We start from the raw sequence: 23,207 nt of genomic DNA on the forward strand, positions 1-23,207 counted from the left end.
TCCGCCCCTTATCCGACAGTGGCGAGGATCGGGAAGGTGTCGAGCAGCCAGAAGGAAAAGGCGGAAAAGCCGCCGGTCAGCATCAACAGGCCGATGGTCCAGAGCAGCAGGCCCATGGCGCGTTCGATCTGTTCCATGTGGCGCTTCATCCAGGCCATCGTTCCGGTGAGCCGCGGCAGGAAGGCGGCGACCAGCAGGAAGGGGATCCCAAGCCCCGCCGCGTAGACGCCCAGCAGCAGCGTGCCGCGCGGCAGCGACGCCTCGGAGGCGGCGAGCGAGAGGATCGCGCCCAGTTGCGGGCCGATGCAGGGGGTCCAGCCGAAGGCGAAGGCAAGACCGAGGACATAGGCCCCGAAGGCGCTGCCGCCCCGGTCGCCTGCGTCCAGCCGCGCTTCGCGGTTCAGAAAGCCGATGCGGAAGACACCCACGAAATGTGCGCCAAAGACCATCACGATGATCCCGGCAGCGGTGTTGAACCAGTCCTGATACTGCAACAGCGCCCGTCCGGCAGCGGAGGCGGCGGCGCCGAGCAGAAGGAAAACGGTGGACAGGCCGAGGACGAAGAACAGCGCCGAGATCAGCGCCTTGCGGCTGGAATTGCCCAGTTCGGTCATCGAGACGCCGCTCATGTAGGCGAGGTAGGGCGGCACCACGGGCAGGACGCAGGGGCTCAGGAAGGAAATGAAGCCGGCCACCAGCGCCACGAACATGGCGGGCAGCAGCGATGCGTCTATGATCTCGATTCCGAACATGAACCGGTCTTAGGCCATCCGCGCGGCGGCGTCACCTCGCGATGCGGTCACATCATCGCGTGCGGAGGTGGGTGGCTTTTCAAGGCGGGCCGTCCGCGTTAGATCACGGGTATGACACATGAACTCGACGCGCTTGGCCTGCTGTGCCCCCTGCCCGTTCTGAAGGCCCGCAAGCGGCTGCAGGCGCTGGCCTCGGGGGAGCTGTTGATCCTGATGACGGACGATCCGGCGGCGGTGGTGGATGTACCCCATTTCTGCGCCGAGTCGGGCCATGTTCTGGAAGGCCATGCCGAGGACGGCAAGGCGATCACCTGGACGATCCGCAAGGGGTGAGCCTGCGGCCCTTGGGGAGGTGTCCACGCGTGGACAACAAGTTGACGCAACGACTTCAATGGCTTCCAGAGGGAAATTAACCCTTTGTTTGGAAAGGGCCCCTCCACGGGACCGAAAAATCACACGCGCAGGAGCGCCCCTTTGCGGGCTTTGCGCGGGGCGGGATCAAGGACTGATCGGCACGAAATCCCAAGGGCCACGACGCGCCCGCGTTGGCCTGCGGGGCGTCGTGAAGGATTGGTCGGATGTGCGGAGGCCGCTGCCGTCCGAAGCCGTCCGGGCGAGATTACTCTGTTGTCTTCCCGTCAAAATGTTCGTGGGACGCGTCGGCCTCTGCCTTGGTCTTGTGCACGGTGCCGTCCAGATGCTCGGGCGGGCCGTAGATCGTATACAGCCGCAGCGGCTCGGAGCCGGTGTTGACCACGTTGTGCTTGGCCCCGGCGGGGACAATCACGCCGTCATCGGCCTTGACCCTGTTGGCTGTGCCGTCAATCAGCACCTCTCCGACACCGGCCTCAAAGCGGAAAAACTGATCGCGGTCATCGTGGATCTCTTCTCCGATCTCTTCGCCGGGTTGAAGCGTCATCAGCACCAGCTGCAGGTTCTGGCCCGTATACAGCACCTGCCGGAAGTCAGCGTTGTCCAGCGTCAGTTTTTCGATGTTGTCTGCAAAGCCCTTCATGGCGAAACCCCTTGTGAACAGTGTGGCGGCGCCCAAATGCGCCGTGTCTGGAATTCCCGCAGTCCTACCGCACTGGTGAAACGGGTCGTTGACCTTGATCAAGACCTGCGCGGCGTTCGTCTTCTATCGGCACTTCAGAGCGATTTTTTGCATCTCAGAACTGCCTTTTGTTCAGGGCACCGCACTACTGTCACCAAGATCCCCGAGGCCGAAGGAGCGCGCGACAGTTTCAGAGTCCTGCAAACGCCCTTAAAAATCTGCGGATGTTGGCCGGTTTGAACTTAACCTTCCTGGTCCGGCACCCTGCCCTGCGAAACGAAAAAGCCCCGCTGGAGAGCGGGGCTTTTCAAGGATTTGTCTGTGCTTTGTCGGGGCTGGATCAGCGCCCGAGTGACCACCAACCGCGGCGCTTGGGCTTGTCCTCTTCGGCGGCGGCCTCCGGTTCCGGTGCCGGGTCCTGGGCCGCCTCTGCTGCCACCGTATCGACCTTGGCCTCAGCGGCTTCGGCGGGTTCGGCCTCGACGGCGTCAGCCTGCCCGTTTGCGGCTTCGGCGACCGGGGTTGCCGCCACTGCGGCGATGATGTCCGCGGCCTTGCGGCGGGTGCGCTTGGGCTTGGCGTCTTCGGCCTGCGGCTCTGGCGCGGGTTCCGGTTCCGGCTTGGGCGCCTCTGCCACTTCGGGTTCCGGCTTGGGCTCTGGCGCCGGTGCGGGCTCTGCCGCGACGGGTTCGGCTGTCGGGGCCTCGGCGATCTCCAGCTCTGGCTGCGGTGCCTCGGGGGCCGGTTCGGCCTTGGCTGCCTCTGCCGCGACGGGTTCCGCCGGGGTCTCTGCCGCATCGGTTTCGGGCTTCGACGAAGACCGCGACCGGCTGCGCGAGCGCGAGCGCGTCCGTTTGGGCTTGGGCTTGTCGTCCGCTTCCGCCGCTTCGGCCTCTTCGGCGTCGGGCGCGGTGGCTTGGTCGCCTTCGGCGGCCTCTGTCACCTTGTCCGCATCGGCAGAATTGTCGTCATCGTCCTGACCGTCATCCTGCGAATCGCCGTTTTCACCCTCTTTGGAGCCTTTGGACCGGCGACGCCGACGGCGGCGGCGCTTCTTGGGTTTGCCATCTTCGCCGTTTTCCGGGGTCTTTGCCTCGGACTCGGCCACGGCCTCTTCGGCCTCCGGCTCTTCCTCTTCGGCCTCAAGTTCGGCGTCCTCGTCCACCTGATCCATCAGCGAGGTGTCGACGGAGACCACCGGCGCGGTCGCCTCTGGCACCACGCGGGTCGCGGTCTTGAACTTCTCGATGGAGAAGTCGGGCGCAACCAGATGCGGATCGCCTTCGATGCGGACGGACATGCCGTAGCGCGCCTCGATCATGGCGACGTGTTCGCGTTTCTGGTTCATCAGGTAGTTGGCGATGCCCACCGGGCATTTCACCAGCACCTCGCGCGAGCGGCGGCGCACGCCTTCTTCCTCGATCTGGCGCAGGATCTGCAGCGCCATGTTGTCGTCCGAGCGGATCAACCCGGTGCCGTGGCAGGCCGCGCAGGGCTGAGTCGTCGCCTCGATCATGCCGGGGCGCAGACGCTGGCGCGACATTTCGAGCAGGCCGAAGCCCGAGATGCGGCCCACCTGGATGCGCGCGCGGTCGGTTTTCAGCTTGTCTTTCAGCTTCTTCTCGACGGCGGCGTTGTTCTTGCGCTCATCCATGTCGATGAAGTCGATGACGATCAGGCCGGCGAGGTCGCGCAGACGCAGCTGGCGCGCCACCTCTTCGGCGGCCTCCAGGTTGGTCTTGGTCGCGGTCTCTTCGATCGAGCCCTCTTTGGTGGCGCGGCCGGAGTTGACGTCGATCGCCACCAGCGCCTCTGTCACGCCGATCACGATGTAACCGCCGGATTTCAACTGCACGGTCGGGTTGAACATGCCGCCAAGGTAGGATTCGACCTGATAGCGCGCGAAGAGCGGCATCTGGTCGGTGTAATGTTTCACGTTCTTGGCGTGGGACGGCATGATCATCTTCATGAAGTCCTTGGCCGTGCGGTATCCCCGCTCGCCCTCGACCCAGACCTCGTCGATCTCACGGCTGTAGAGATCGCGGATCGAGCGTTTGATGAGGTCGCCCTCTTCGTAGATCTTGGCGGGTGCGATGCTTTGCAGGGTCAGGGCGCGGATCTGCTCCCACAGGCGCTGCAGGTATTCGTAGTCGCGCTTGATCTCTGTCTTGGTGCGCTTGGCCCCGGCGGTGCGGATGATCAGGCCCGCGCCCTTGGGCACGTCGATCTCATTCGCGATTGTCTTGAGCTTGGAGCGGTCGGCGGCGTTGGTGATCTTGCGGCTGATGCCGCCACCGCGCGCGGTGTTGGGCATCAGGACGCAGTAGCGACCGGCCAGCGACAGGTAGGTGGTCAGCGCGGCGCCCTTGTTGCCGCGCTCTTCCTTGACGACCTGCACCAGCATGATCTGGCGGACCTTGATGACTTCCTGGATCTTGTAGCGGCGCGGGCGCGGCTTGCGGACCGGACGGATGTCTTCTTCGGTGTCGTCGTCGGCCACGGACTCGATGGAGGCGTCGCGGGAGGCCGCGTCGTCGTTGTCCCCGTCGTTGTCGTCGTCTTCGTCCTCATCGTCCGAATCGTCGGCGTCATCCTCGGAGGTTTCGGCCTCGTCGCTCACGTCTTTCGCGGCGGCCTCTGCGGTTTCGGCCTGCGGTTCGGGGGCTTCCGGCTCGGGCGTTTCGGCCTGTTCCGGGGCGGGATCCTCGGAGGGTTCCGCGCCTTCGGGCTCTTGGGTGACGATCTCGTCCTCACCCTTGGTGCCTTCGGCGATGGGGCGCGGCGGGGTGTCGGTCTCGACGGCGTCGTCGGACGCGTCGAGTTCGGCTGTTTCGACCGGTTCGGCGCTGGTCATCGGCTCCAGCGGCGACAGATCCTCTGGCGCGGCGCTGGCGATGGTGTCGGTTTCCGGTGTCGTGTCGGGTGCAGGCACCTCTGCCGGGGCAGGATCTGCGACTTCCGGCGTGGAAACAGGCTCTTCGACGGGTGTGGAAACGGGCTCTTCGACAGGCGCGGGCTCTGCCTGCGGCTCGGGATCAACGGGTTCCTCGACCGGCGTTTCGTGCACGGTTTCCATGGGCGACAAGCCCTCACCGGGCTCACCGCTTTCCAGATCGTCGTCCAGATCGATGGTTTCCATGCCGCTGGGTTCGCGCGCCACCTTGGCCGCGGGTTCCTCGAGCTTGTCCGCCTTCGGCTGATCGGATTTCGCCTGTTCCGATTTCTCAGAGGCCGGTTTCGAAGATTTCTTGCGCGAGCGAGAGCGCGATTTCTTCGGCTTGTCCTCTTCCTCGGCGGCGGCCTTGGCGGCCTCTTCCTCTTCGGCCATCAGCGCCTGACGGTCCGCGATGGGGATTTGGTAGTAGTCGGGATGGATTTCCGAGAAGGCAAGGAAACCGTGGCGGTTGCCGCCGTAATCCACAAAAGCCGCCTGCAGCGAGGGTTCGACCCGCGTGACCTTGGCTAGATAGATATTGCCGGCAAGCTGCCGCTTGTTTTCGGATTCAAAATCGAACTCCTCGACCTTGTTTCCGTCCACCACCACGACGCGGGTCTCTTCCGCGTGGGTGGCGTCGATAAGCATTTTCTTAGGCATTGTGTCCGTTTGCACGCGAAACTGCGCCTGGGCCCCGGTGGGACCCCTGCGGGTGTGGCGTGTCTTGTCAGGGCGAGATGGTGCGCGACGACACGGCGGGAACATCTGTTCCCTGCCTCGTGCCTCAAATGGTTCGCGCGCTTCATCGCGGTTCTTCTCCGACGCATGTCACCGGCCGTTTGCCGTGCTGCGCCCATTCATTGAGCCCGTCGCTTGTGGCGTTCCGGGCGGGTCTTGTGGCCTTTCGGCCCGATCGGTCTGAACGTGTCCAGTGGTGTTGGCGCTGGTTCAGCGAAACTGTCTGGCGCGGCACATCAGCGTGCGCACGGCCTGCCCGCTAACATAAGGGCAGGCATGGGGAAATGACAATAGGCGTTTATAGGCTGTCGAGGCCATGGCACGGGACGGGGTCGCAAGGCCCGCGCAGGCCCGGAAATACGGTAGTTTGCAGGCCGATTGGACGGCACCCCGGGCGGGTGCCGTCCAAGATCTCAGCTAAGCGCGCGCAGGCGCTTGATCAGGGAGGAAGTGTCCCAGCGGCCGCCGCCCATGTTCTGCACGTCCTTGTAGAACTGATCCACAAGCGCCGTGACCGGCAACGAAGCGCCGGTTTCATTGGCGGTGCGCAGGCAGATGTCCAGATCCTTGCGCATCCAGTCGACGGCAAAACCATGTTCGAATTCATCGGCGATCATCGTCTTGTAGCGGTTGACCATCTGCCATGATCCGGCCGCGCCGCCGCCGATCACGTCCACGACCGCAGCGCCGTCCAGCCCGGCCTTTTCAGCAAAGTGCAGCCCTTCGGACAGGCCTTGCACCAGACCGGCGATGCAGATCTGGTTGACCATCTTGCACAACTGGCCCGCGCCGCTTTCGCCCAGCCGCTTGCACAGCTTGGCGTAGCCCATCATCACCGGCTCTGCCGCGTCATAGCGCGCCTGATCGCCGCCGCACATGATGACAAGCTGGCCGTTTTCGGCCCCCGCCTGCCCGCCCGAGACCGGCGCATCCACAAAGGCCAGCCCGCGTTCGGCGGCCACGGCGGCCAGTTCCAGCGTCACCTGCTGCGACACGGTGGTGTGATCGACAAATGTGGCCCCCTCAGTCATCCCGGCAAAGGCCCCGTCAGCGCCGGAACAGACACCGCGCAGATCGTCGTCATTGCCGACACAGGCCATGACGAAATCGGCGCCGGCTGCCGCCTCTCTGGGCGTGGGAGCCGCCGTGCCGCCATGTTCTGCAACCCATTTTTCGGCTTTGGCAAAGGTGCGGTTGTAAACCGTGACCTCATGCCCGGCCTTGGCCAGATGCCCGGCCATCGGATAGCCCATCACGCCGAGCCCCAGAAATGCAACTTTTGCCATGTGAAAACCTCCTGTCGCCGTCTCCGGCCCGCCCCTTGGCATTGCAGGCCCGGCAGTTTAATGCGTCCCGGATTGACCTACCCCAAGTGAACGGAGAGGGAAATGCCGGTTCTGTTCCGATGGCTCCTGCGGATCGCCACCGCTGCGGTCGCTCTGGTGGTTCTGGGGACCTTGCTGGTCTACTACCTCGCCTCGCGATCGCTGCCCGAATACGACAAGACCCGCGCCGTGGCCGGGATCACCGCCGATATCGAGATCGTGCGCGATAATTCCGCCGTGCCGCATATCATGGCGCTGTCGGACCGGGATGCGTTTTTCGGTCTGGGCTATGCCCATGCGCAGGACCGGCTGTGGCAGATGATGGTCATGCGGCGCACCGCGCAGGGCCGCCTGTCGGAGATTTTCGGCCGCCGCAGCGTGCGCACCGATACGCTGTTGCGCCGGCTGGACCTCTATACCGCCGCCAAGGCCTCGGTCGAGGTGCAGGACGCGCGCACGCTGGACGCGCTGGAGGCCTATGCCGCAGGCGTCAACGCCCGCATCACCGAGATCAACGAGCAGAGCCTTGGCCGCGGCGCGCCGGAATATTTCCTGTTCAATGCCGCCATCGCGCCGTGGCAACCGGCGGATTCGCTGGCGATCATGAAACTGATGGCGCTGCAACTGTCGGGACACATTCCCGAAGAGGTGCTGCGCGCGCGGACCTCCCTGCTGTTGGGCGACGAGGACCGCCTGAAGGATATTCTGCCCGACATCCCCGGCGAAGGCGTGGCCGCCCTGCCCGAGTTCGCCTCTATCCTGCCGGGGCCCCTGCCCCAATACGCGCAGGCCACGCCGAAAGGCGGCGATTTCCTGACGCCGGTTGCGCCGCGCGGGCTTGCCGGGGCATCGAACGTCTGGGCAGCAGCGCCGGACCGCTCCGCCTCTCGCGGGACGTTGTTGGCCAATGATCCGCATCATGGCTTTACCGCGCCGTCGATCTGGTATCTGGCGCGGCTGCAACTGTCCTCCGGCGGGGTGATCGGCGGCACGGTTCCGGGCATCCCGGCGATCATGGCGGGCCGGTCGGAAAAGCTGGCCTGGGGGATCACCTCTTCCTATCTCGACGATCAGGACCTCTATTTCGAAGAGATCGACCCGAACACGCCGGGACAGTACCGCACGCCGGACGGGTTCAAACCCTTCAAGACACGCCAGTCCATCATCCGGATCAAGGATGAGGCGCCGGTCACGCTGAACCTGTTGTGGACGGACAACGGGCCGGTGCTGCCCGGCTCTCAGTACAATCTCGACAAGATCACTCCGCAGGGGCATGTCGTCTCATTGGCCTGGACGGCGCTGTCGGATCAGGACACCTCGGCCAGTGCTGCGATCGGGCTGATGATGGCGGGTTCTGTCGAAGAGGCGCTGGAGGTGTCGCGGCTTTACGTGGCGCCCTCGCAGAACCTTGCGCTGGTGGATACGGATACCGTGGCGCTGAAACTGGTGGGCGCGATGCCGCGCCGGGATGAGGGCCACGAAAGCCTTGGCCGCCTGCCCTCTCGCGGCTGGATCGAAGCCAACCGATGGCAGGGGCTGCTGCCCTATTCGGCCAATCCTGAATTCCTTGCCCCGCGAGGCGGGATCGTCGGCAACACCAACAACAAGATCACCGATCGCCCGTTTCCGAACCACGTCAGTTTCGACTGGGGCGACAGTCAGCGCATCCAGCGCTGGGAAACCATGATGCAGGGCCGCAAGGTCCACACCCGGGACAGTTTCATCGAGGCGCAGCTGGACACCGTGTCCCCCGCCGCGCGCACCCTGCTGCCGCTGATGGGGCGCGACCTGTGGTTCACCGGAGAGGCCGCCGCCGCTGGCACCCCCGAACGACAGCGCCAGCGCGCGCTGGACCTGCTGGCCGACTGGACCGGCGAGATGAACGAACACCTGCCTGAACCGCTGATCTATGCCGCCTGGCTGCGCGCCCTGCAGGACCGGCTGATCCGCGACGATCTTGGCCCGCTGGCGGATGAGTTCGACCATGTGGAGCCGCTGTTCATCGAACGGGTGTTCCGCGATGTGGACGGGGCGTCCAAGTGGTGCGACGTGATCCGGTCGGTCGCGGTGGAAACCTGTTCCGACATTTCGCGGATGGCGCTGGACGACGCGCTGATCTGGATCGGTGAGGAATTCGGCACCTCGCTGGAATCGCTGCGCTGGGGCGATGCGCATTCCGCCACGCACCGCCATCCGGTGCTGGGGGATATCCCGGTGCTGCGCTATTTCGTGAACATCAAGCAAAGCACATCCGGCGGCGATCACACGCTGATGCGGGGGCGGACATCCGGCACGGACCCCGATCCCTTTGCCAACGTGCACGGCGCGGGCTATCGCGGGGTTTATGACTTTGCCGATCCCGACAGTTCGGTCTTTGTCTCCGCCACGGGCCAGTCCGGACATCCGCTGTCGCGCCATTATGACGATCTGGGACAGCTCTGGCGGCGGGGAGAGTTCATCCCCATGTCGCTGGACATCGATCTGGCGAGGGCGGCCTCGGTCGGGATCACCCGGCTGATCAAACCGTGACCCCCGCAGAGGCCGAGGCGCGCGCCGTCGAGGCCCTGCGCAGGCATTGGGACGGGGCGCTGCCCGAGGCGTTGTCGGGCGGCGGCGGCGATGCTTTCCTGTTTTCCGCCAAAGGGCCGTGCGGCGCGGTGGTGGTCAAGGTCTGGACGGATGGCGCGCGGGCACAGCGGCAGGCGCGGCAGCAGCGGCAGGCGGCGCGGGCCATGTCCCAGGGGCGGTTTCGCGTGCCGCGCATCCGCTTTGTGGATCAGGAGTTGCAGGCGCTGGGGATGGTGCGGGTCAATGGGCGCAGCCTTGCCGCGCTATGGCCCGAAGGCTCGGCCGGCCTGGCCGAGGCGGCGGGCGGCTGGCTGGCGGTGTTTCACGGGCTGACGCGGCGCGATTGCGTCTTTGACCCGACAGGTCAGGTGAACTGGCTGGACCGGCTGATGGCGGAGGGCGCCGCCGGAGGGCGCCCCATTGCGGATTTCACGGGCTTTCAGGCGGCGGCGGTATCGGCGCGGGACATGGCCCCGGCCCTGAATGGCCTGCCGTCCACGCGCGCGGTCACGCATCGGGACATGACCCTGTCCAACCTGATGCTCAGCGGCGATGACCGCGTCTGGGGCATCGATTTCGAAAACCGGCGCGAGGACGAACCGCTGCGCGATCTGTTCACGCTGGCGCTGGATGTGCTGACACTGGGCGGCGATGAGGAACAGGTTGCGGCGCTTGTCGCCGGTTACGGCGACGCGAACACGGACCCGCAGGTGCGGCTGTTCCTGCAACGGTGTTTCTGTCTCTGGGTACAGGCGAACACGCCGCCTGCCCCCTCGACCCGGCAGGCGCTGCGGCTGAAGGTGGCGCAAAGGCTGCTGGCGTCGGATCGACCGTTTATCTGACGGTCAGCCCATCGATTCGAACCGCGCGCGGTCCTGCGCCGACCACACCACCGTCAGGTGAAAGCCGTCTTCTTCCTGACGCTCCTGCTCGACCAAGCCCTTGTCGAACAGCCACGCGCGCTGGCGCCCCTCGGAAAAGCCGAGGATCAGTTCCTCTTGCCGCCGCTCGGCGCCAAGCGCCTGTGTGACCGCCTCAAGGAAATCGGGCAGACCCTCACCGGTGATGGCAGAGACAAGAAAGACCGCGTCGTCGCGCCCTGCCCTGATCCGCGCTGCTTCCAGCGCCTCTGGGTCCAACTGGTCCAGCTTGTTCCACAGTTCGATTTGCGCGGTGTCCTCATCCACGCCAAGGCTGTCGAGAATCGTGCGCACGTCCCGTGCCTGCGCCTCGGTCTCCGGGTGAGAAATGTCACGCACATGCACGACCACATCCGCCGCCAGCACCTCTTCGAGCGTGGCGCGGAAGGCCGCGACCAGTTCGGTCGGCAAGTCGGAGATGAAACCAACGGTGTCGGACAGGATCACGTCCGCCCCGGTGGGCAGGCGCACCGCCCGCATGGTCGGGTCCAGCGTTGCAAAAAGCATGTCCTTGGCCATGACCTCTGCCCCGGTCAGCCGGTTGAACAGCGTCGACTTGCCCGCGTTGGTATAGCCCACAAGGGCGACAATCGGATACGGCACCTTGGCGCGCGCCTTGCGGTGCAGCTCACGCGTCTTGACCACCTTGTCCAACTGGCGGCGCAGGCGCACCAGCTGTTCGTCGATCGCGCGCCTGTCGGCCTCGATCTGGGTTTCACCCGGACCGCCGACAAACCCCAATCCGCCCCGCTGCCGTTCCAGGTGGGTCCAGGCCCGCACCAGCCGCGTACGCTGATAGCTGAGATGCGCCATCTCGACCTGCAGCACGCCTTCGCGTGTGGCGGCCCGGTCCGAGAAAATCTCGAGAATCAGCCCGGTCCGGTCGAGCAGTTTGACCTTCCACTCTTTTTCCAGATTGCGCTGCTGCACGGGCGTCACCGGCCCGTCGACCAACACCAGTTCCACCTCTGCGTCATGCAGACGGTCACGCAGTTCGGCGATCTTGCCAGAGCCGAACAGCGCACCGGCCTGCGGGTCGCGCAGCGGCACAACCTCGGCCCCCGCGATTTCCAGTCCCGGAAGGGCATGCGCCAGCGACACGGCCTCTTCCAAGGCCCTGTTCGCATCGCGACGGTCCGGATCGTTCTTGATGTCAGGATGCAGGACCCAGGCGCGGGTCACTGGTTCGGCGTGTTCTTTCACGCGTCCCCTTCGCCGTCATACAGATTGATCGGCTGGCTGGGCATGATGGTCGAAATCGCATGCTTGTAAACAAGCTGCGACTGGCCATCGCGCCGCAAAAGCACGCAGAAATTATCGAACCAGGTGATGACCCCCTGCAGCTTGACCCCGTTGATCAGGAAGACGGTCACCGGGACCTTGGTCTTGCGGACGTGATTGAGAAACGCGTCCTGCAGGTTCTGTCTGTCAGAAGCCATTGAATTGCCTTTGTTCTTGCGTTGCCCGCGCGCCGGGCGGCCCTCGTCTGGCTGAGTATGTCTTGCCCGGACGGGAGTTTCCAGCCGAAAAACGGAACAAGACCTGCCCAAAGGGCAACTGTGCCACAGGGGTCGTCAATCGCGCCACAGATCCGGGCTGATCATCACGATCACCGCCAAGAGTTCCAGCCGCCCCAGCACCATCGCGCCGCAGAGGATCAGGCGCAGGTCCCAAGAGGTCGACAACAGGTCGATGGCGGTCTCGGACCCCACCCCCACCAGCGGCCCGGTGTTGGACAGGGTGGCGATGGTCAGCACGTTGGCGCGTTCGAAATCAATCCCGTAAAGCCCCAGAATCAGGACCAAAGCCGCCAGCGTCAGCGCGAAGAACATGAAGAAGACCCAGGCGATAAAGGCCCCTTCGCGCCGGATGCGCCGCCCCATCGGCCCGGCCCGGCCAACGGAATGCGGATGCACCAGCCGCTCGATTTCCCGCGCTCCGTTCAGGTACAGCACATAGACCCGCAACAGCTTGACCCCACCGGCGGTGGTGGCAACGCCGCCCCCGACCAGCGCCAGCCCCATCAGGATGATTCCCGGCGTGGGCAGCCCGGACCAATCCTGCGCCGTGGCCCAGTCCCCGCTGACGAACCCCGTGGTGCTGAGGAACGACAGGGCGGTGAACAGCCCGCCCCAGAGCGCGCGCAGCCCGGCAATCCAGTTCTGTTCTTCTCCCACGTCGAAGGCCGCCAGCCAGTGCCGCAGGAACATCAAGAGCGGTACCGCGATGACGATGATGACGCCAAGGCGGAACTCCGGATCATAGGCCAGCCCGCTGCCATGCCGCGTGTCGGTCGAGAAGGTCAGCCGCGACAGGGCGAAGAAGAAAAAGACGAAAAGGATCATCTCGCCGCCCAGACCACTGGGCGCCGCGCCCAGCGAGGCCAGCGGCGAAATCCCCGAGGTCGCCATCACCGCCATCGCGTGGCTGAGCGCCACAAGGGGCGGATCCCCCGCCACCAGCAACATGACCGTCAGCGCCAGTGTCAGCCCGCTGTAGATCGGCAATAGCACGTATGCGCTGCGCATCAGCCGCTGGTCGGGGCTGGAGGGGCCGGTGTTGTTGGCGCCCTCGGCACTCAACTGCCCCGGCTCCCCCACCGCCGTCACCTCGAACCCGCCCAGCGCCAGCGGCGCCAGGATGGCAGAGGCGGCGATCCACATCAGCAGACCGCCCAACCAGCCGACCTCGGCCCGCCACAGGTGTTCCGGCCCCGACAGGCGGGTGGGATCGAACAGGGTGATCCCGGTGGTGGTGAAACAGGACACCATTTCGAAATAGGCGCTGACAAAGCCGGTGGTCCGCACGGCTTCGTAGAACGGGATTGCAAAGATCACCGGCAAGAAGACAAAGCCCGCCGCCAGCGCCACCAACTGCCGCAGGGCGCTGCGATTGTGCCTTCGGTTGCCCAGCGCCAGCGCCACCAGCGCCGATACGATCAGGCCAAGAATGGCGCCGTAGAAAAAGCTGCGCGCGTCGTGGAATTGCTCGATCGCAAGCGCATAGGCCGCGGGCACCAGCATCGCCAGCGATCCCAGCCCCGTCATCAACAGGAAAAACGGCAGGCGGGCGATCAATACCATCGGTCAGGGCCCCGGCTTGTTCCCTGCGCCGCGCCCGCGTGGCCTATGTCCCGACGGCGTGTCATGCGCTCAGAAGAAATCGATCGAGACCTGCAACAGGCGCTCGACCTCGGGCACGTCCTTGGCAAGCGCAAAGATCACGATCTTGTCGCCCTCTTCGATCCGAAGGGTGCCGGTGGGCTTGAGCACCTTGTCGCCCTTGCGCACGGCCCCGACCAAAACGCCTTCGGGGAAATCCACCTCGCGGATCAGGTTGCCCGCAATCGGCGAGGTCGACAGCACCTCTGCCTCGATCACCTCGGCCTCGGCATCGCCGATGGAATAGACAGCACTGACCCGCCCATGGCGGATGTGGCGCAGGATCGAACTGACGGTGGTGGCGCGCGGGTTGATGTAGGCGTCGATGCCCAAGGGATCCATCAGGGGCACCATCGTGGGATCGTTGATCAGCGCGATCACATAGGGACAGCCCTCGGCCTTGGCGCGCACGGCGGTCAGCATGTTGACCTTGTCGTCATCGGTCACGCAGAGCGCCGCATCGGCGCGGGCCACGCCCGCCTCCGCCAGCAGCGCCGCATCCAGACCATCGCCATGCAGCACGATGGTGCGTTCCAGCTCCTCCGCCGCGCGTTCCGCGTTCTTGCGGTTGCGTTCGATCACCTTGGCGCGGATACGCGTCTTGGCCGTCTCCAGCGCGCGCGCCACCGACAGGCCGACATTGCCACCGCCGACGATCACCACCCGCTCCTGCTTGCGATGCGCCTTGCCGAAAATCTCCATGGTGCGCTGCACATCCTCGGCATGGACCATGATGTAACAGCTGTCGCCCTCGAACAGCTGGTCGCCCGCCTCGGGCGCAAAGAGCTGCCCCTCGCGGCGCACGCCCACCACGACGGTGCGCAGGGTCGAAAACAGGTCCGTCAACTGGCGCAGCGGCGTGTTGACGATGGGACAGCCCACGTCAATCGTCAGCCCCATTAGCTGCGCCTCTCCGCCGAGAAAGTTCTCGGTGTCGAAGGCCGACGGAACGGCCAGCCGCTGCAGGGCGGCCTCAGCCACCTCACGCTCGGGAGAGATCACCACGTCGATGGGCATGTGATCGCGGCGGTAGAGGTCGGAATAGATGGCGGTCAGATAGCTCTGCGCGCGCAGCCGGGCGATCTTGCGCGGCACCGAAAAGACCGAATGCGCCACCTGGCAGGTCACCATGTTGACCTCATCCGAATAGGTGGCGGCGATCACCATGTCGGCATCGCGCGCACCGGCCTTGTCCAGCACATCGGGATATGAGGCAAAGCCCGAAATGCCCTGCACGTCCAGCGTGTCCGTTGCACGGCGCACGAGATCGGGGTTGTTGTCCACCACCGTCACATCGTTGCGTTCTCCGGCCAGATGGCGGGCAATCTGCCAGCCCACCTGCCCTGCCCCGCAAATGATCACTTTCATGCGCCCTGCGCCCCGATCAAGTGCCGTCCTGCGGCGGTTGAACACAACCCCTGCCACGGGCGCGCGCCGCCGTCAACGGCCCGGCACGCCCCCGCCCGCGGACTGTTTCCCGGAGCCGCCTCTCGCTGATGCCGGAAAGAGGCGGCGCAGTCGCCCCTGCAAGGGGGCACAGCCCCGTGCGCAGCACGGCTTGCCCTTGCGGGGGCGGCAGCGCTGCCTCAGGCATCAATCGGCGAGAGGCGGGTTCGGGACACTGTCCGGGGTTTGTTTGCTGGTGAGCCTTGAAGCGAAACCTGCGGGCGGGCTGGCGGGCGGGCGATGGTCCCGCAAGGGGCCGAGTCCCGTCCCGCGCCCGGCCAATGCCACGGGCAGTTACCGTCCCTGACGCGCCCGCCGTTCACGCTTCATGGCAAACACTTCCGCACGTTCGACCCAGTGGTATTTCGGATCCTGCGTCACGCGACCGAACCACAGCCGCCCCTGTCCCAGCCGCCAGGGATCCAGCACCAGCCCTTCCTGCATGCTGCCTCCCTTCGGCGAAACGATCACCGTGGAATGTTCGATCCGCAGGTTGTCGGCATTGGCGATGGCGCGGTGCAGGTCAAGGCTGACCAACCCCTCCTGCCGCAGACGCGCCTCCAGATCGTCGGCCCAGTCCTTGCACAGGCCGCGCGGCTTACGGCCCGTGTTCACCATGATGTTGTGGATCAGCGGCGGGTCTACCGCATCCCAGCGGCGCGCCCAGACCAGCGGTTCTTCCACCGCGATCCGCGCCACCCTCGCCGCCTCGACCGGCAGCACGCCCGGACCAAGCGCAAGGATGTCGCGTTCCAGCGTCGCGATCTTGTCCGCCCCGCCGGAGGTGGCCGCAAAGGCATTGCCCGCTCCGCTGCGAATATCCCGTGACGGCGCCGCGCAGCCCGCCACAAGTGCCGCAGCACCCAGCAGCGCCGCCCGTCGTGTCAGCATCATCTGCGCCCCCATGCCGTCGCTCAGGAGGCTTCCGAGACCTGTTCGTCCACCCGCGCCACCCGCGCGCCGGACTTGGCCGAGGTCACGACGCCCAGCGACTTCAGCTTGCGGTGCAGGGCCGAGCGTTCCATTCCGACAAAGGAGGCGGTGCGCGAGATATTGCCGCCAAATCGGTTGATCTGGGTTAGCAGGTACTCCCGCTCAAAGGCTTCGCGCGCCTCGCGTAGAGGCAGCGTGGCCAGCGTGCCCGATAGCACAACGCGGCCCTCGGCCTCTTCGCTGGGTCCGCTTTCCTGCGGCAGTTCGCGGGCCTCGATCGGGCCGGTGCCGTCGCCGAGAATCAGAACCCGTTCCACGAGGTTCTTCAGCTGCCGCACGTTGCCCGGCCAGGTCATGGTCTGCATCAGCGCCACCGCCTCTTCGGTCAGTTCGCGCAGCGGCAGGCCCTGCGCCTTGTTGAAGAGGTCGATGAAATGCCCCGCCAGAACCGGGATATCCTCGCGCCGTTCCGCCAGCGAGGGCACGTCGATCGGAACCACGTTCAGCCGGTGATACAGTTCTTCGCGGAACCGCCCGGCGGCGATTTCCGTCTTCAGATCCCGGTTGGTCGAGGAAATCACACGCAGATCCACGCGCACCTTGTCGTTGCCGCCGACGCGGGTGAATTGCTGATCCACCAACACGCGCAGGATCTTGGACTGGGTGCCGTGCGGCATGTCGGCGACCTCGTCGAAATAGATCACCCCACCGTGCGCCTGTTCCAGAAGCCCGGGTTCAACCCCGCGCTTGGAGGTTTCGCGCCCGAACAGCATGGCCTCCATCATGTCCGGTTCGACACCAGCGCAGTTCACCGTGACAAAGGGGGCCTTGGCGCGATTGGACTGCGCGTGGATATAGCGCGCCGCCACTTCCTTGCCCGATCCCGCGGGCCCGGTCAGCATCACCCGCCCATTGGATTTGGTCACCTTGTCCAGCTGGCCCAGCAGCGCACGATAGGCGGCGCTGTCACCGATCATTTCGGCGGCCTTGACCTCGCCCCGCTTCAGCTGCTGGTTCTCGCGCCGCAACTGCGAGGCCTCCATCGCACGGCGGATCACCACCAGAAGCTGGTCGATGTTGAACGGCTTCTCGATGAAGTCATAGGCCCCTTGCCGGATCGCGGCGACGGCGATCTCGATATTGCCGTGGCCCGAGATGATCACCACCGGGATATCCGGGTTGTCGCGTTTGACGGTCTTGAGGATGTCGATCCCGTCCATCTTGCTGTCTTTCAGCCAGATATCGAGGATCAGCAGCGCCGGCGGTTCGGCGTTGATTTCGTTCATCGCGTCCTGGCTGTTTCCGGCCAGCCGGGTCTGAAAACCTTCGTCTTCGAGAATATCCCCGATCAATTCACGGATATCGCGTTCGTCATCGACGATCAGGATGTCGCTCATTTTCTCTGCCCTCTCACTCTCGTTCCATCGTACTCAAACATCTTCCAACTCAGGGGCGCGCGGCGCCTCTACCATGCGGTTCAGAGGCAGCCGCACCACCGCCATGGCGCCGTGATGGGCGCCTTCGGCGAAGGCGGGCGCATCTTCCAGCGCCAGCGTGCCGCCGTGTTCCTCAATGATCTTCTTGACGATGGGCAGGCCAAGGCCGGTGCCTTCGTCCCGCGTCGTCACGTAGGGTTCGAACAGACGCGCCCGGTCTTCGGGCAGGCCGATGCCGTTGTCCATGATGCGGATCTCGGCGCGGCCATCCTCTGCCACATGCGCGCTGACGCGGATTTCCGGTTTGAAATCGTCGGGCGCGCCCTTCTGGCGCAGGCTTTCGATCGCCTCGCCCGCGTTCTTGATCAGGTTCAGCAGGGCCTGCCCGCCGATCATGCCCGCATCCAGATCCGCCCACATGGGCTCTTGGGGTATGTCGATCACGAAATGCACGCCCGGCTGCCCGGTTTCCTGCAACAGCGCCGCCTCGCGCAGCAGCGCGCCCAGATCTTCGGCCTTGCGGTCCGGCTCCGGCATCCGGGCAAAGCGCGAAAACTCGTCGACGATCCGTTTCAGGATCTCGGTCTGGCGCACGATCCGTTCGGTCAGGTTCACCACCTTTTCGGACTGGCGTTCGTCCTCCAGCTTGCCCGCGAAAGTGCGCTGGATGCGTTCCGCCGACAGTTTGATCGGCGTCAGCGGGTTCTTGATCTCATGCGCGATGCGGCGGGCCACGTCGCCCCAGGCCGCCATCCGCTGCGCGCTGACAAGGTTGGTCACATCGTCAAAGGCCACAACGAACCCTTCGAGCGAGCGGTCCTCCCGTCGGCGCGTCGACATGCGCACGAGCAGGTGTTCCAGCCGGCCCTCGCGGCTGACCTTGACCTCTTCCTGCGCGGTTTCCAGCAATTCGTCGCGCAGCCGGTCGAACAGCGCCGCGAATTCGGGCACCGCCACGCCCAACGGCACCGAGCGGTGAGTCTCGTGCCAGGCCAGCAGCCGTTCGGCGGATCGGTTCACGAAGGTCACCTTGCCCTCGGCATCCAGCCCGACAACACCCGAGGTGACAGAGGACAGCACGGAATCGAACAGCCGCTGTCGGCGTTCGATCTGGCGCGTGTTTTCCAGCAGCGTTTCGCGCTGCGCCTTCAACTGGCGGGTCATCTGGTTGAAGTAGCGCCCGAGCATGGAAATCTCGTCGTCGCCTTCCTCTTCCTTGACCTGCACATCCAGATCGCCGCCGCCGACGCGCTGCGCCGCGCCGGTCAGGCGGCCCACCGGGCGGCTGAGACGTTCGGCGAACCACAGACCCGCCCATGTGGCGGCAAGGATCAGCAGCATGGCAAAGCCAAGGTAGAGCAACGCAAAGTCAAACAGCCGCCTGCCCCGCTCGCTTTCCTGTTGCTGGTAGAACCGCGCGGTTTCCTGCGTCTCGTCCAGCAGGTCCAGGATTTGGCCGTCGACCTCCCGGCTGATGTACAGGTAACGGTCCGCATAGGCCGAGAGCGGCAAGAGCGCGCGCATCTCGTTGTTGTCCCAGTCGGGAATGACCACAACGCCTTCGGCATCGGCCCGCAGGAAATCCGCCTCAGTGGGTTGTTCGAAATCGAACAGGTAAGAGCGTTCACCGCGCGCACGGATCTCTCCGGCGCCATTGACCACATAGGCCTCACGCAATCCGCGCTGAATTTGCGCCTGCCCCTGGCTAAGCACCTGCCGCAGTTCCCCGTCATCCATGACAAAGTTGCGGCGGCGGTTGGCATCCAGAAATCCGGCCAATGCGCGGGCGTCCTGAATCAGGCCAGCGCGGCTGTCTTCCTCATAGGCTTCGGCCGCGGCCAGAGAGGCGCCGACCACGTTCTGCACCCGGCTGGAAAACCATGTCTCCAACCCGATGTTGATGGTCAACACGGCAAAGACCGCCACGGTCACGGTGGGCAAAAGCGCCATCATCGCAAAGGCGGCGGTCAGTCTCAGGTGCAGGCGGGAACCCGCCGATTGCGCCCGCCGGTCGGCCACCATGCGCGCCACACGGGCCAGAACCAGCGCCGCCAGCAACAGCACGTAGACCAAATCAGCCAGCAGGACGAGCCGCAGGCTGAGCGCCCCGGCACCCTGGTCCAGCGGGCCCAGCACCATGAAGGTCGCAAAGGCCAGCACGGGCCCCAGCGCGACCAGCAACAGCGCAGCAACGTTTTGAAATAGCCGGGTTCGACGAAAGCGCGTGATCTGCGCCCAAGTCGGGAACTGAAACGTAGAGCGTGCCCGCGTGGCCACAGCCAACCCTCACAGATGTGCCGCGCCCGGACTCTCCGGGTCACGACGACCGCCATTATCGTGGCCTTCTCACCACGCAGAGGCGGCGGGGCCACAGTTATGTGGCTCTTTTACATCAACTTCCGGCGGCGTGTCACGCGAATATCCAGATCCGTGATCTTCTTGCGCAAAGTATTGCGATTGATCCCGAGCAGGTCGGCACATTTTGCCTGATTGCCGCCTGTCGCCTCCAGCGCGATCTCGATCAGCGGGGCCTCGACCTCGCGGATGATGCGCCCGTACAGACCCGGCGGCGGCAGCATCGCGCCATGCAGGTCAAAGTAGCGGCGCAGGTGGCGATGCACGCTTTCGCCCAGCTTGTCGCTGTCGCCGCCGCGCAGGACCGGGCCGGTCTCTGGCTGGTTGCCCAGCACCGCCTCGACCTCGGACCTCGTGATTTCCTCGGCCCGGCTGGTCAGGGACAGGCGGCGCACTGCGTTTTCAAGCTGCCGCACGTTGCCGGGCCAGGAATAGACGCGGAACAGGTCCGCCGCCCCTTCCGACAACCAGCGTTTCGGCGAGCCTTCCCGTTCGGCGCGGCCAAGGAAATGTTCGGCCAGCAGCGGAATGTCCTCCACCCGCTCGCGCAGGGAGGGCACCGCAATCGCCGCCCCGTCCAGACGATAGAACAGGTCCTGCCGCACATCGCCGTCCTCGATCAGCGACTGTGGATCGCGCTGGGACGAGGCCAGAAAGCGCGGGACATGATCGCCCGGCACATCCATCATGCGCACGATTCGCGCCTGCAGTTCGTCGGGAATATCGGCGATCTCATCAATCAGCAGCGTTCCGCCCTTGACCCGCGCAAGTACACGCGCTGGCCCATCCAGATCGGACAGATCCGCCGCCGTCACCGTGATGAAGGGCAAGGTGCGCCGGTCACTGAAATCATGCAGCGCACGGGCGATCAGGGATTTGCCCGTGCCGCTTTCGCCGGTGATCAGCACCGGCAGATCGGTGTTCATCACCTTGGCCACGAGGCGGTACAGCCCCTGCATGGCGGGCGTCTTGCCCACCAGAGGCAGTTCATCCGGTTCATCCGCGCCCACCACCGGCTCATCCCGTTTTGGCGCGCGGTTGCGCGATTCCAGCGCCCGCGCTGTGCGCTTCATCAGGTCCGGCAGGTCAAAGGGCTTTGGCAGGTAATCATAGGCCTCTGCCTCGGCCGCCTGGATCGCCGTCATGATCGTGTTCTGCGCAGAGATCACGATCACCGGCAGACCGGGCCGGTCCTCGGCGATTTTCGGAAGCATTTCCAGACCGTTGCCATCAGGCATGACAACATCGGAAATCACCACGTCGCCCTTGCCCTCACCGACCCAGCGCATCAGCGTGGTCAGGCTGGAGGTCGCGTGAACCTTGCAGCCCGCCCGCGTGAGCGCCTGCGTCAGAACCGTGCGGATCGTGCGGTCGTCATCTGCGACCAGAACTGTGCCATCCATTTACGTGCTCTCCTTTGGCGCCGCCGGTGCCCGCGGCAGCGAAATGCGAAAAACGGTTTTGCCCGGAACGCTGTCGACGGAAATCCACCCGTCGTGGTCCGAGATGATCTTGCTCACCAGCGCCAGGCCCAGCCCGGTGCCATTCTCCTTGCCCGAGACGAAGGGATCGAAAATGTCTCCCTTGATGTCGTCGGGCAGACCGGGGCCATCATCGATGATCTCGATCTGCAGCGGCAGAGAATGGCCCGAACCGTCGGCGCGGCGCAGGCGGAAGCTGTGTTCATAGAAAGTGTGCAGCCGGATCGTGCCGCCCTCCTTGGGGTCAGCGGCCTCCGAAGCGTTCTTGATCAGGTTCAGAACCACCTGCAACAACTGGTCCGGATCCCCCAGCGCCATCGGCAGCGAGGGATCGTAATCCTCGATGATCTTCATATGCGCGCCGTAGCCCAGCAGCGAAGAGCGCCGCGCGCGGTCCAGAACGTCGTGGATATTCACCTCGCGCAGCTCTGGTGCGGACAGGTTTCCGAACTGTTCGACCTGCTCCAGAAGCTTTACGATCCGGCGGGTTTCGGCGACGATAAGATCCGTGAATTCAAGATCTTCCGGGCCAAGACTCATGCTGAGCAGCTGCGCCGCCCCGGCAATCCCCGCCAGCGGGTTCTTGATCTCATGCGCCAGCATCTCGGCCATGCCGATGGCGGATTTGGCCGCCGATTTGACCGAATGGCTCTGCGTCATGCGCCCGGCCAGTTCGCGCGGAGAGATCAGCATCACCATCCAGCCCGGCCGCCCCGAAACCGGCGCGATCTGCAGGTTGCAGACCAGCGGCGCGCGGCTGCCGGTGCCCACGTCCACATCGTTCACGAACAGCGGCGTGCCATGCTCGCGCGCCCGGGCAAGGCTTTCTTCCAGCGGTGCATCAACTGCCAAACGGTCCCAGATTGGTTGACCTTTCAACCACTTGGCCGAATTGTTCAGGAATCCTTCGGCGGCCGGGTTGAGGTCACCGATGTTCTCATCCGCGTCGATCAGGATCGCCGGAACCGGCAGCGATGACCAAATCTGCATTTCATCCTCCCCCATCACGCGGCCTCCGTCTCTGCGGTCAGCGCCTCGGGGATCAGATGCAGGACCGCGCGGGTATCGCGCTCTGTCAGCAGGCGCTTGCGCAATGCGGCGGGGGTGCCGGCAGCGTCCATGTACCAGCCCAGATGCTTGCGCGCGACGCGGTTGCCCAGCGTTTCGCCGTAGAACCCCAGCATCGCCTCATAATGTTCGGAGACCATATCGGTCAGCGCCTGGCCCTGCGGGATGTCCGGCGCCGGTGTTCCATAAAGCGTGTGGGCCACCTCGGCGAGCTTCCATGGCGCGCCCTGAGCGCCGCGCCCGATCATGACGCCATCGGCCCCCGACCGGTCCAGCGCGCTCCGCGCCGCCTCCGGTCCAACCACATCACCATTTGCAATAACAGGCACTTGCACCGCGTCTTTCACCCTGCGTATGGCGTGCCAATCGGCGCGCCCCTTGTAAAACTGACAGCGCGTGCGACCGTGGATGACGATCATCCGCACACCTGCCCCCTCGGCCCGTCGCGCCAGATCCGGCGCGTTCAGGCAATCCTCATCCCAGCCCAGACGCGTCTTCAGCGTCAGCGGAACCTTGACCGCGCCGACGACCGCCTCGATCAGCCGCAGCGCGTGATCGGGCGCCCGCATCAGGGCCGACCCTGACCAGCCGCCCGTCACCTTCTTGGCCGGGCAGCCCATGTTGATGTCGATCACCCGCGCGCCCATGTCCTCGACCATGCGGGCGGCCTCTGCCATCGGTTCCGGTTCCCGCCCCGCGATCTGGACAGAGGTATTTTCGATCTGCGCGCCCAGTTCCGCCTTTTCGCGTGTGCCGGGCCGCGCGGTCAGGAATTCACCGCTGGCGATCATCTCGGACACGACGAGGCCCGCGCCGAAACGCGAGACTAAGGTGCGGAATGGCAGATCGGTGATTCCCGCAAGCGGCGCCAGCAAAACGGGAACGGTGATCCGCCGATCTCCAAGATCAAAGCCCAAATGCCCAGTCCTTGTGCGATGGCGAGGGATGCTCAGTTGCAAGTCAGACCTAGGCGAATCCTTGGTTTCCTTCAATGTTTTGCGCCGCAATCATCGGCGGCACATCCGCACATGCACA

General features: G+C 65.1%; 17 protein-coding genes. 3 read left to right on the forward strand and 14 right to left on the reverse strand.

Going from position 1 to position 23,207, the window contains the following annotated elements:
• Positions 1–8: 8 nt before the first annotated feature.
• Positions 9–752, reverse strand: coding sequence for a cytochrome c biogenesis CcdA family protein (locus ACTXGA_RS01475; protein WP_443391321.1), 744 nt, complete (start codon positions 750–752; stop codon positions 9–11).
• A gap of 111 nt (positions 753–863) precedes the next feature.
• Between ACTXGA_RS01475 and ACTXGA_RS01480 the strand changes: the two genes are divergently transcribed.
• Positions 864–1,085 (forward strand): sulfurtransferase TusA family protein, encoded by a 222-nt coding sequence (locus ACTXGA_RS01480; RefSeq protein ID WP_443391322.1) that lies wholly within the window; start codon positions 864–866, stop codon positions 1,083–1,085.
• A 286-nt stretch (positions 1,086–1,371) separates the two neighbouring features.
• Here ACTXGA_RS01480 and ACTXGA_RS01485 read toward each other — a convergent pair whose 3' ends face one another.
• The 3 genes from ACTXGA_RS01485 to ACTXGA_RS01495 form a co-directional block, all read right to left on the reverse strand.
• A complete protein-coding gene (locus ACTXGA_RS01485) occupies positions 1,372–1,767 on the reverse strand; it encodes a cupin domain-containing protein (RefSeq protein ID WP_443391323.1) in 396 nt (131 codons plus the stop codon).
• A gap of 379 nt (positions 1,768–2,146) precedes the next feature.
• Positions 2,147–5,401, reverse strand: coding sequence for an Rne/Rng family ribonuclease (locus tag ACTXGA_RS01490; protein ID WP_443391324.1), 3,255 nt, complete (start codon positions 5,399–5,401; stop codon positions 2,147–2,149).
• A gap of 491 nt (positions 5,402–5,892) precedes the next feature.
• Positions 5,893–6,765, reverse strand: a complete 873-nt coding sequence (locus tag ACTXGA_RS01495; RefSeq protein ID WP_443391325.1) for an NAD(P)-dependent oxidoreductase — start codon at positions 6,763–6,765, stop codon at positions 5,893–5,895.
• Positions 6,766–6,867: 102 nt separating this feature from the next.
• Here ACTXGA_RS01495 and ACTXGA_RS01500 point away from each other — a divergent pair, with 102 nt between their 5' ends.
• Both ACTXGA_RS01500 and ACTXGA_RS01505 read left to right on the forward strand, forming a co-directional pair.
• Entirely contained in the window at positions 6,868–9,333 is a 2,466-nt protein-coding gene (locus ACTXGA_RS01500; RefSeq protein WP_443391326.1) for a penicillin acylase family protein, read from the forward strand.
• On the forward strand, positions 9,330–10,214 hold the full coding sequence (locus ACTXGA_RS01505; protein ID WP_443391327.1) for an aminoglycoside phosphotransferase family protein: 885 nt from the start codon (positions 9,330–9,332) through the stop codon (positions 10,212–10,214). The genes ACTXGA_RS01500 and ACTXGA_RS01505 overlap by 4 nt, the downstream gene beginning before the upstream one ends.
• 3 nt (positions 10,215–10,217) lie before the next feature.
• On the opposite strand, the gene hflX is transcribed toward ACTXGA_RS01505, so the two are convergent.
• The 10 genes from hflX to dusB form a co-directional block, all read right to left on the reverse strand.
• Positions 10,218–11,474 carry a GTPase HflX gene (hflX, locus tag ACTXGA_RS01510; protein WP_443391577.1) on the reverse strand — a complete coding sequence of 419 codons (1,257 nt, stop codon included), beginning with the start codon at positions 11,472–11,474 and terminating at the stop codon, positions 10,218–10,220.
• A gap of 17 nt (positions 11,475–11,491) precedes the next feature.
• A complete protein-coding gene (gene hfq, locus ACTXGA_RS01515) occupies positions 11,492–11,731 on the reverse strand; it encodes an RNA chaperone Hfq (protein WP_023849333.1) in 240 nt (79 codons plus the stop codon).
• 135 nt (positions 11,732–11,866) lie between these two features.
• Positions 11,867–13,375, reverse strand: coding sequence for a TrkH family potassium uptake protein (locus ACTXGA_RS01520; protein ID WP_443391328.1), 1,509 nt, complete (start codon positions 13,373–13,375; stop codon positions 11,867–11,869).
• A gap of 69 nt (positions 13,376–13,444) precedes the next feature.
• Positions 13,445–14,821, reverse strand: a complete 1,377-nt coding sequence (gene trkA / locus ACTXGA_RS01525; protein ID WP_443391329.1) for a Trk system potassium transporter TrkA — start codon at positions 14,819–14,821, stop codon at positions 13,445–13,447.
• A 372-nt stretch (positions 14,822–15,193) separates the two neighbouring features.
• Positions 15,194–15,793 (reverse strand): hypothetical protein, encoded by a 600-nt coding sequence (locus tag ACTXGA_RS01530; protein ID WP_443391330.1) that lies wholly within the window; start codon positions 15,791–15,793, stop codon positions 15,194–15,196.
• 20 nt (positions 15,794–15,813) lie between these two features.
• Complete coding sequence (gene ntrX / locus ACTXGA_RS01535) at positions 15,814–17,229, reverse strand: nitrogen assimilation response regulator NtrX (protein WP_443391331.1); 1,416 nt, start codon at positions 17,227–17,229, stop codon at positions 15,814–15,816.
• A 33-nt stretch (positions 17,230–17,262) separates the two neighbouring features.
• The gene (locus ACTXGA_RS01540; RefSeq protein WP_443391332.1) at positions 17,263–19,545 is read right to left on the reverse strand and encodes a sensor histidine kinase NtrY-like; all 2,283 of its coding nucleotides are present in this window, start codon (positions 19,543–19,545) and stop codon (positions 17,263–17,265) included.
• Positions 19,546–19,655: 110 nt separating this feature from the next.
• Positions 19,656–21,026 (reverse strand): response regulator, encoded by a 1,371-nt coding sequence (locus ACTXGA_RS01545; RefSeq protein ID WP_443391333.1) that lies wholly within the window; start codon positions 21,024–21,026, stop codon positions 19,656–19,658.
• The gene (locus tag ACTXGA_RS01550) at positions 21,027–22,094 is read right to left on the reverse strand and encodes a two-component system sensor histidine kinase NtrB (protein WP_443391334.1); all 1,068 of its coding nucleotides are present in this window, start codon (positions 22,092–22,094) and stop codon (positions 21,027–21,029) included.
• A gap of 14 nt (positions 22,095–22,108) precedes the next feature.
• A complete protein-coding gene (gene dusB, locus ACTXGA_RS01555; RefSeq protein ID WP_443391335.1) occupies positions 22,109–23,089 on the reverse strand; it encodes a tRNA dihydrouridine synthase DusB in 981 nt (326 codons plus the stop codon).
• Between the last annotated feature and the right edge of the window lie 118 nt (positions 23,090–23,207).

It is taken from the genome of Antarctobacter jejuensis, assembly GCF_052266595.1.
Taxonomy (GTDB): domain Bacteria; phylum Pseudomonadota; class Alphaproteobacteria; order Rhodobacterales; family Rhodobacteraceae; genus Antarctobacter; species Antarctobacter jejuensis.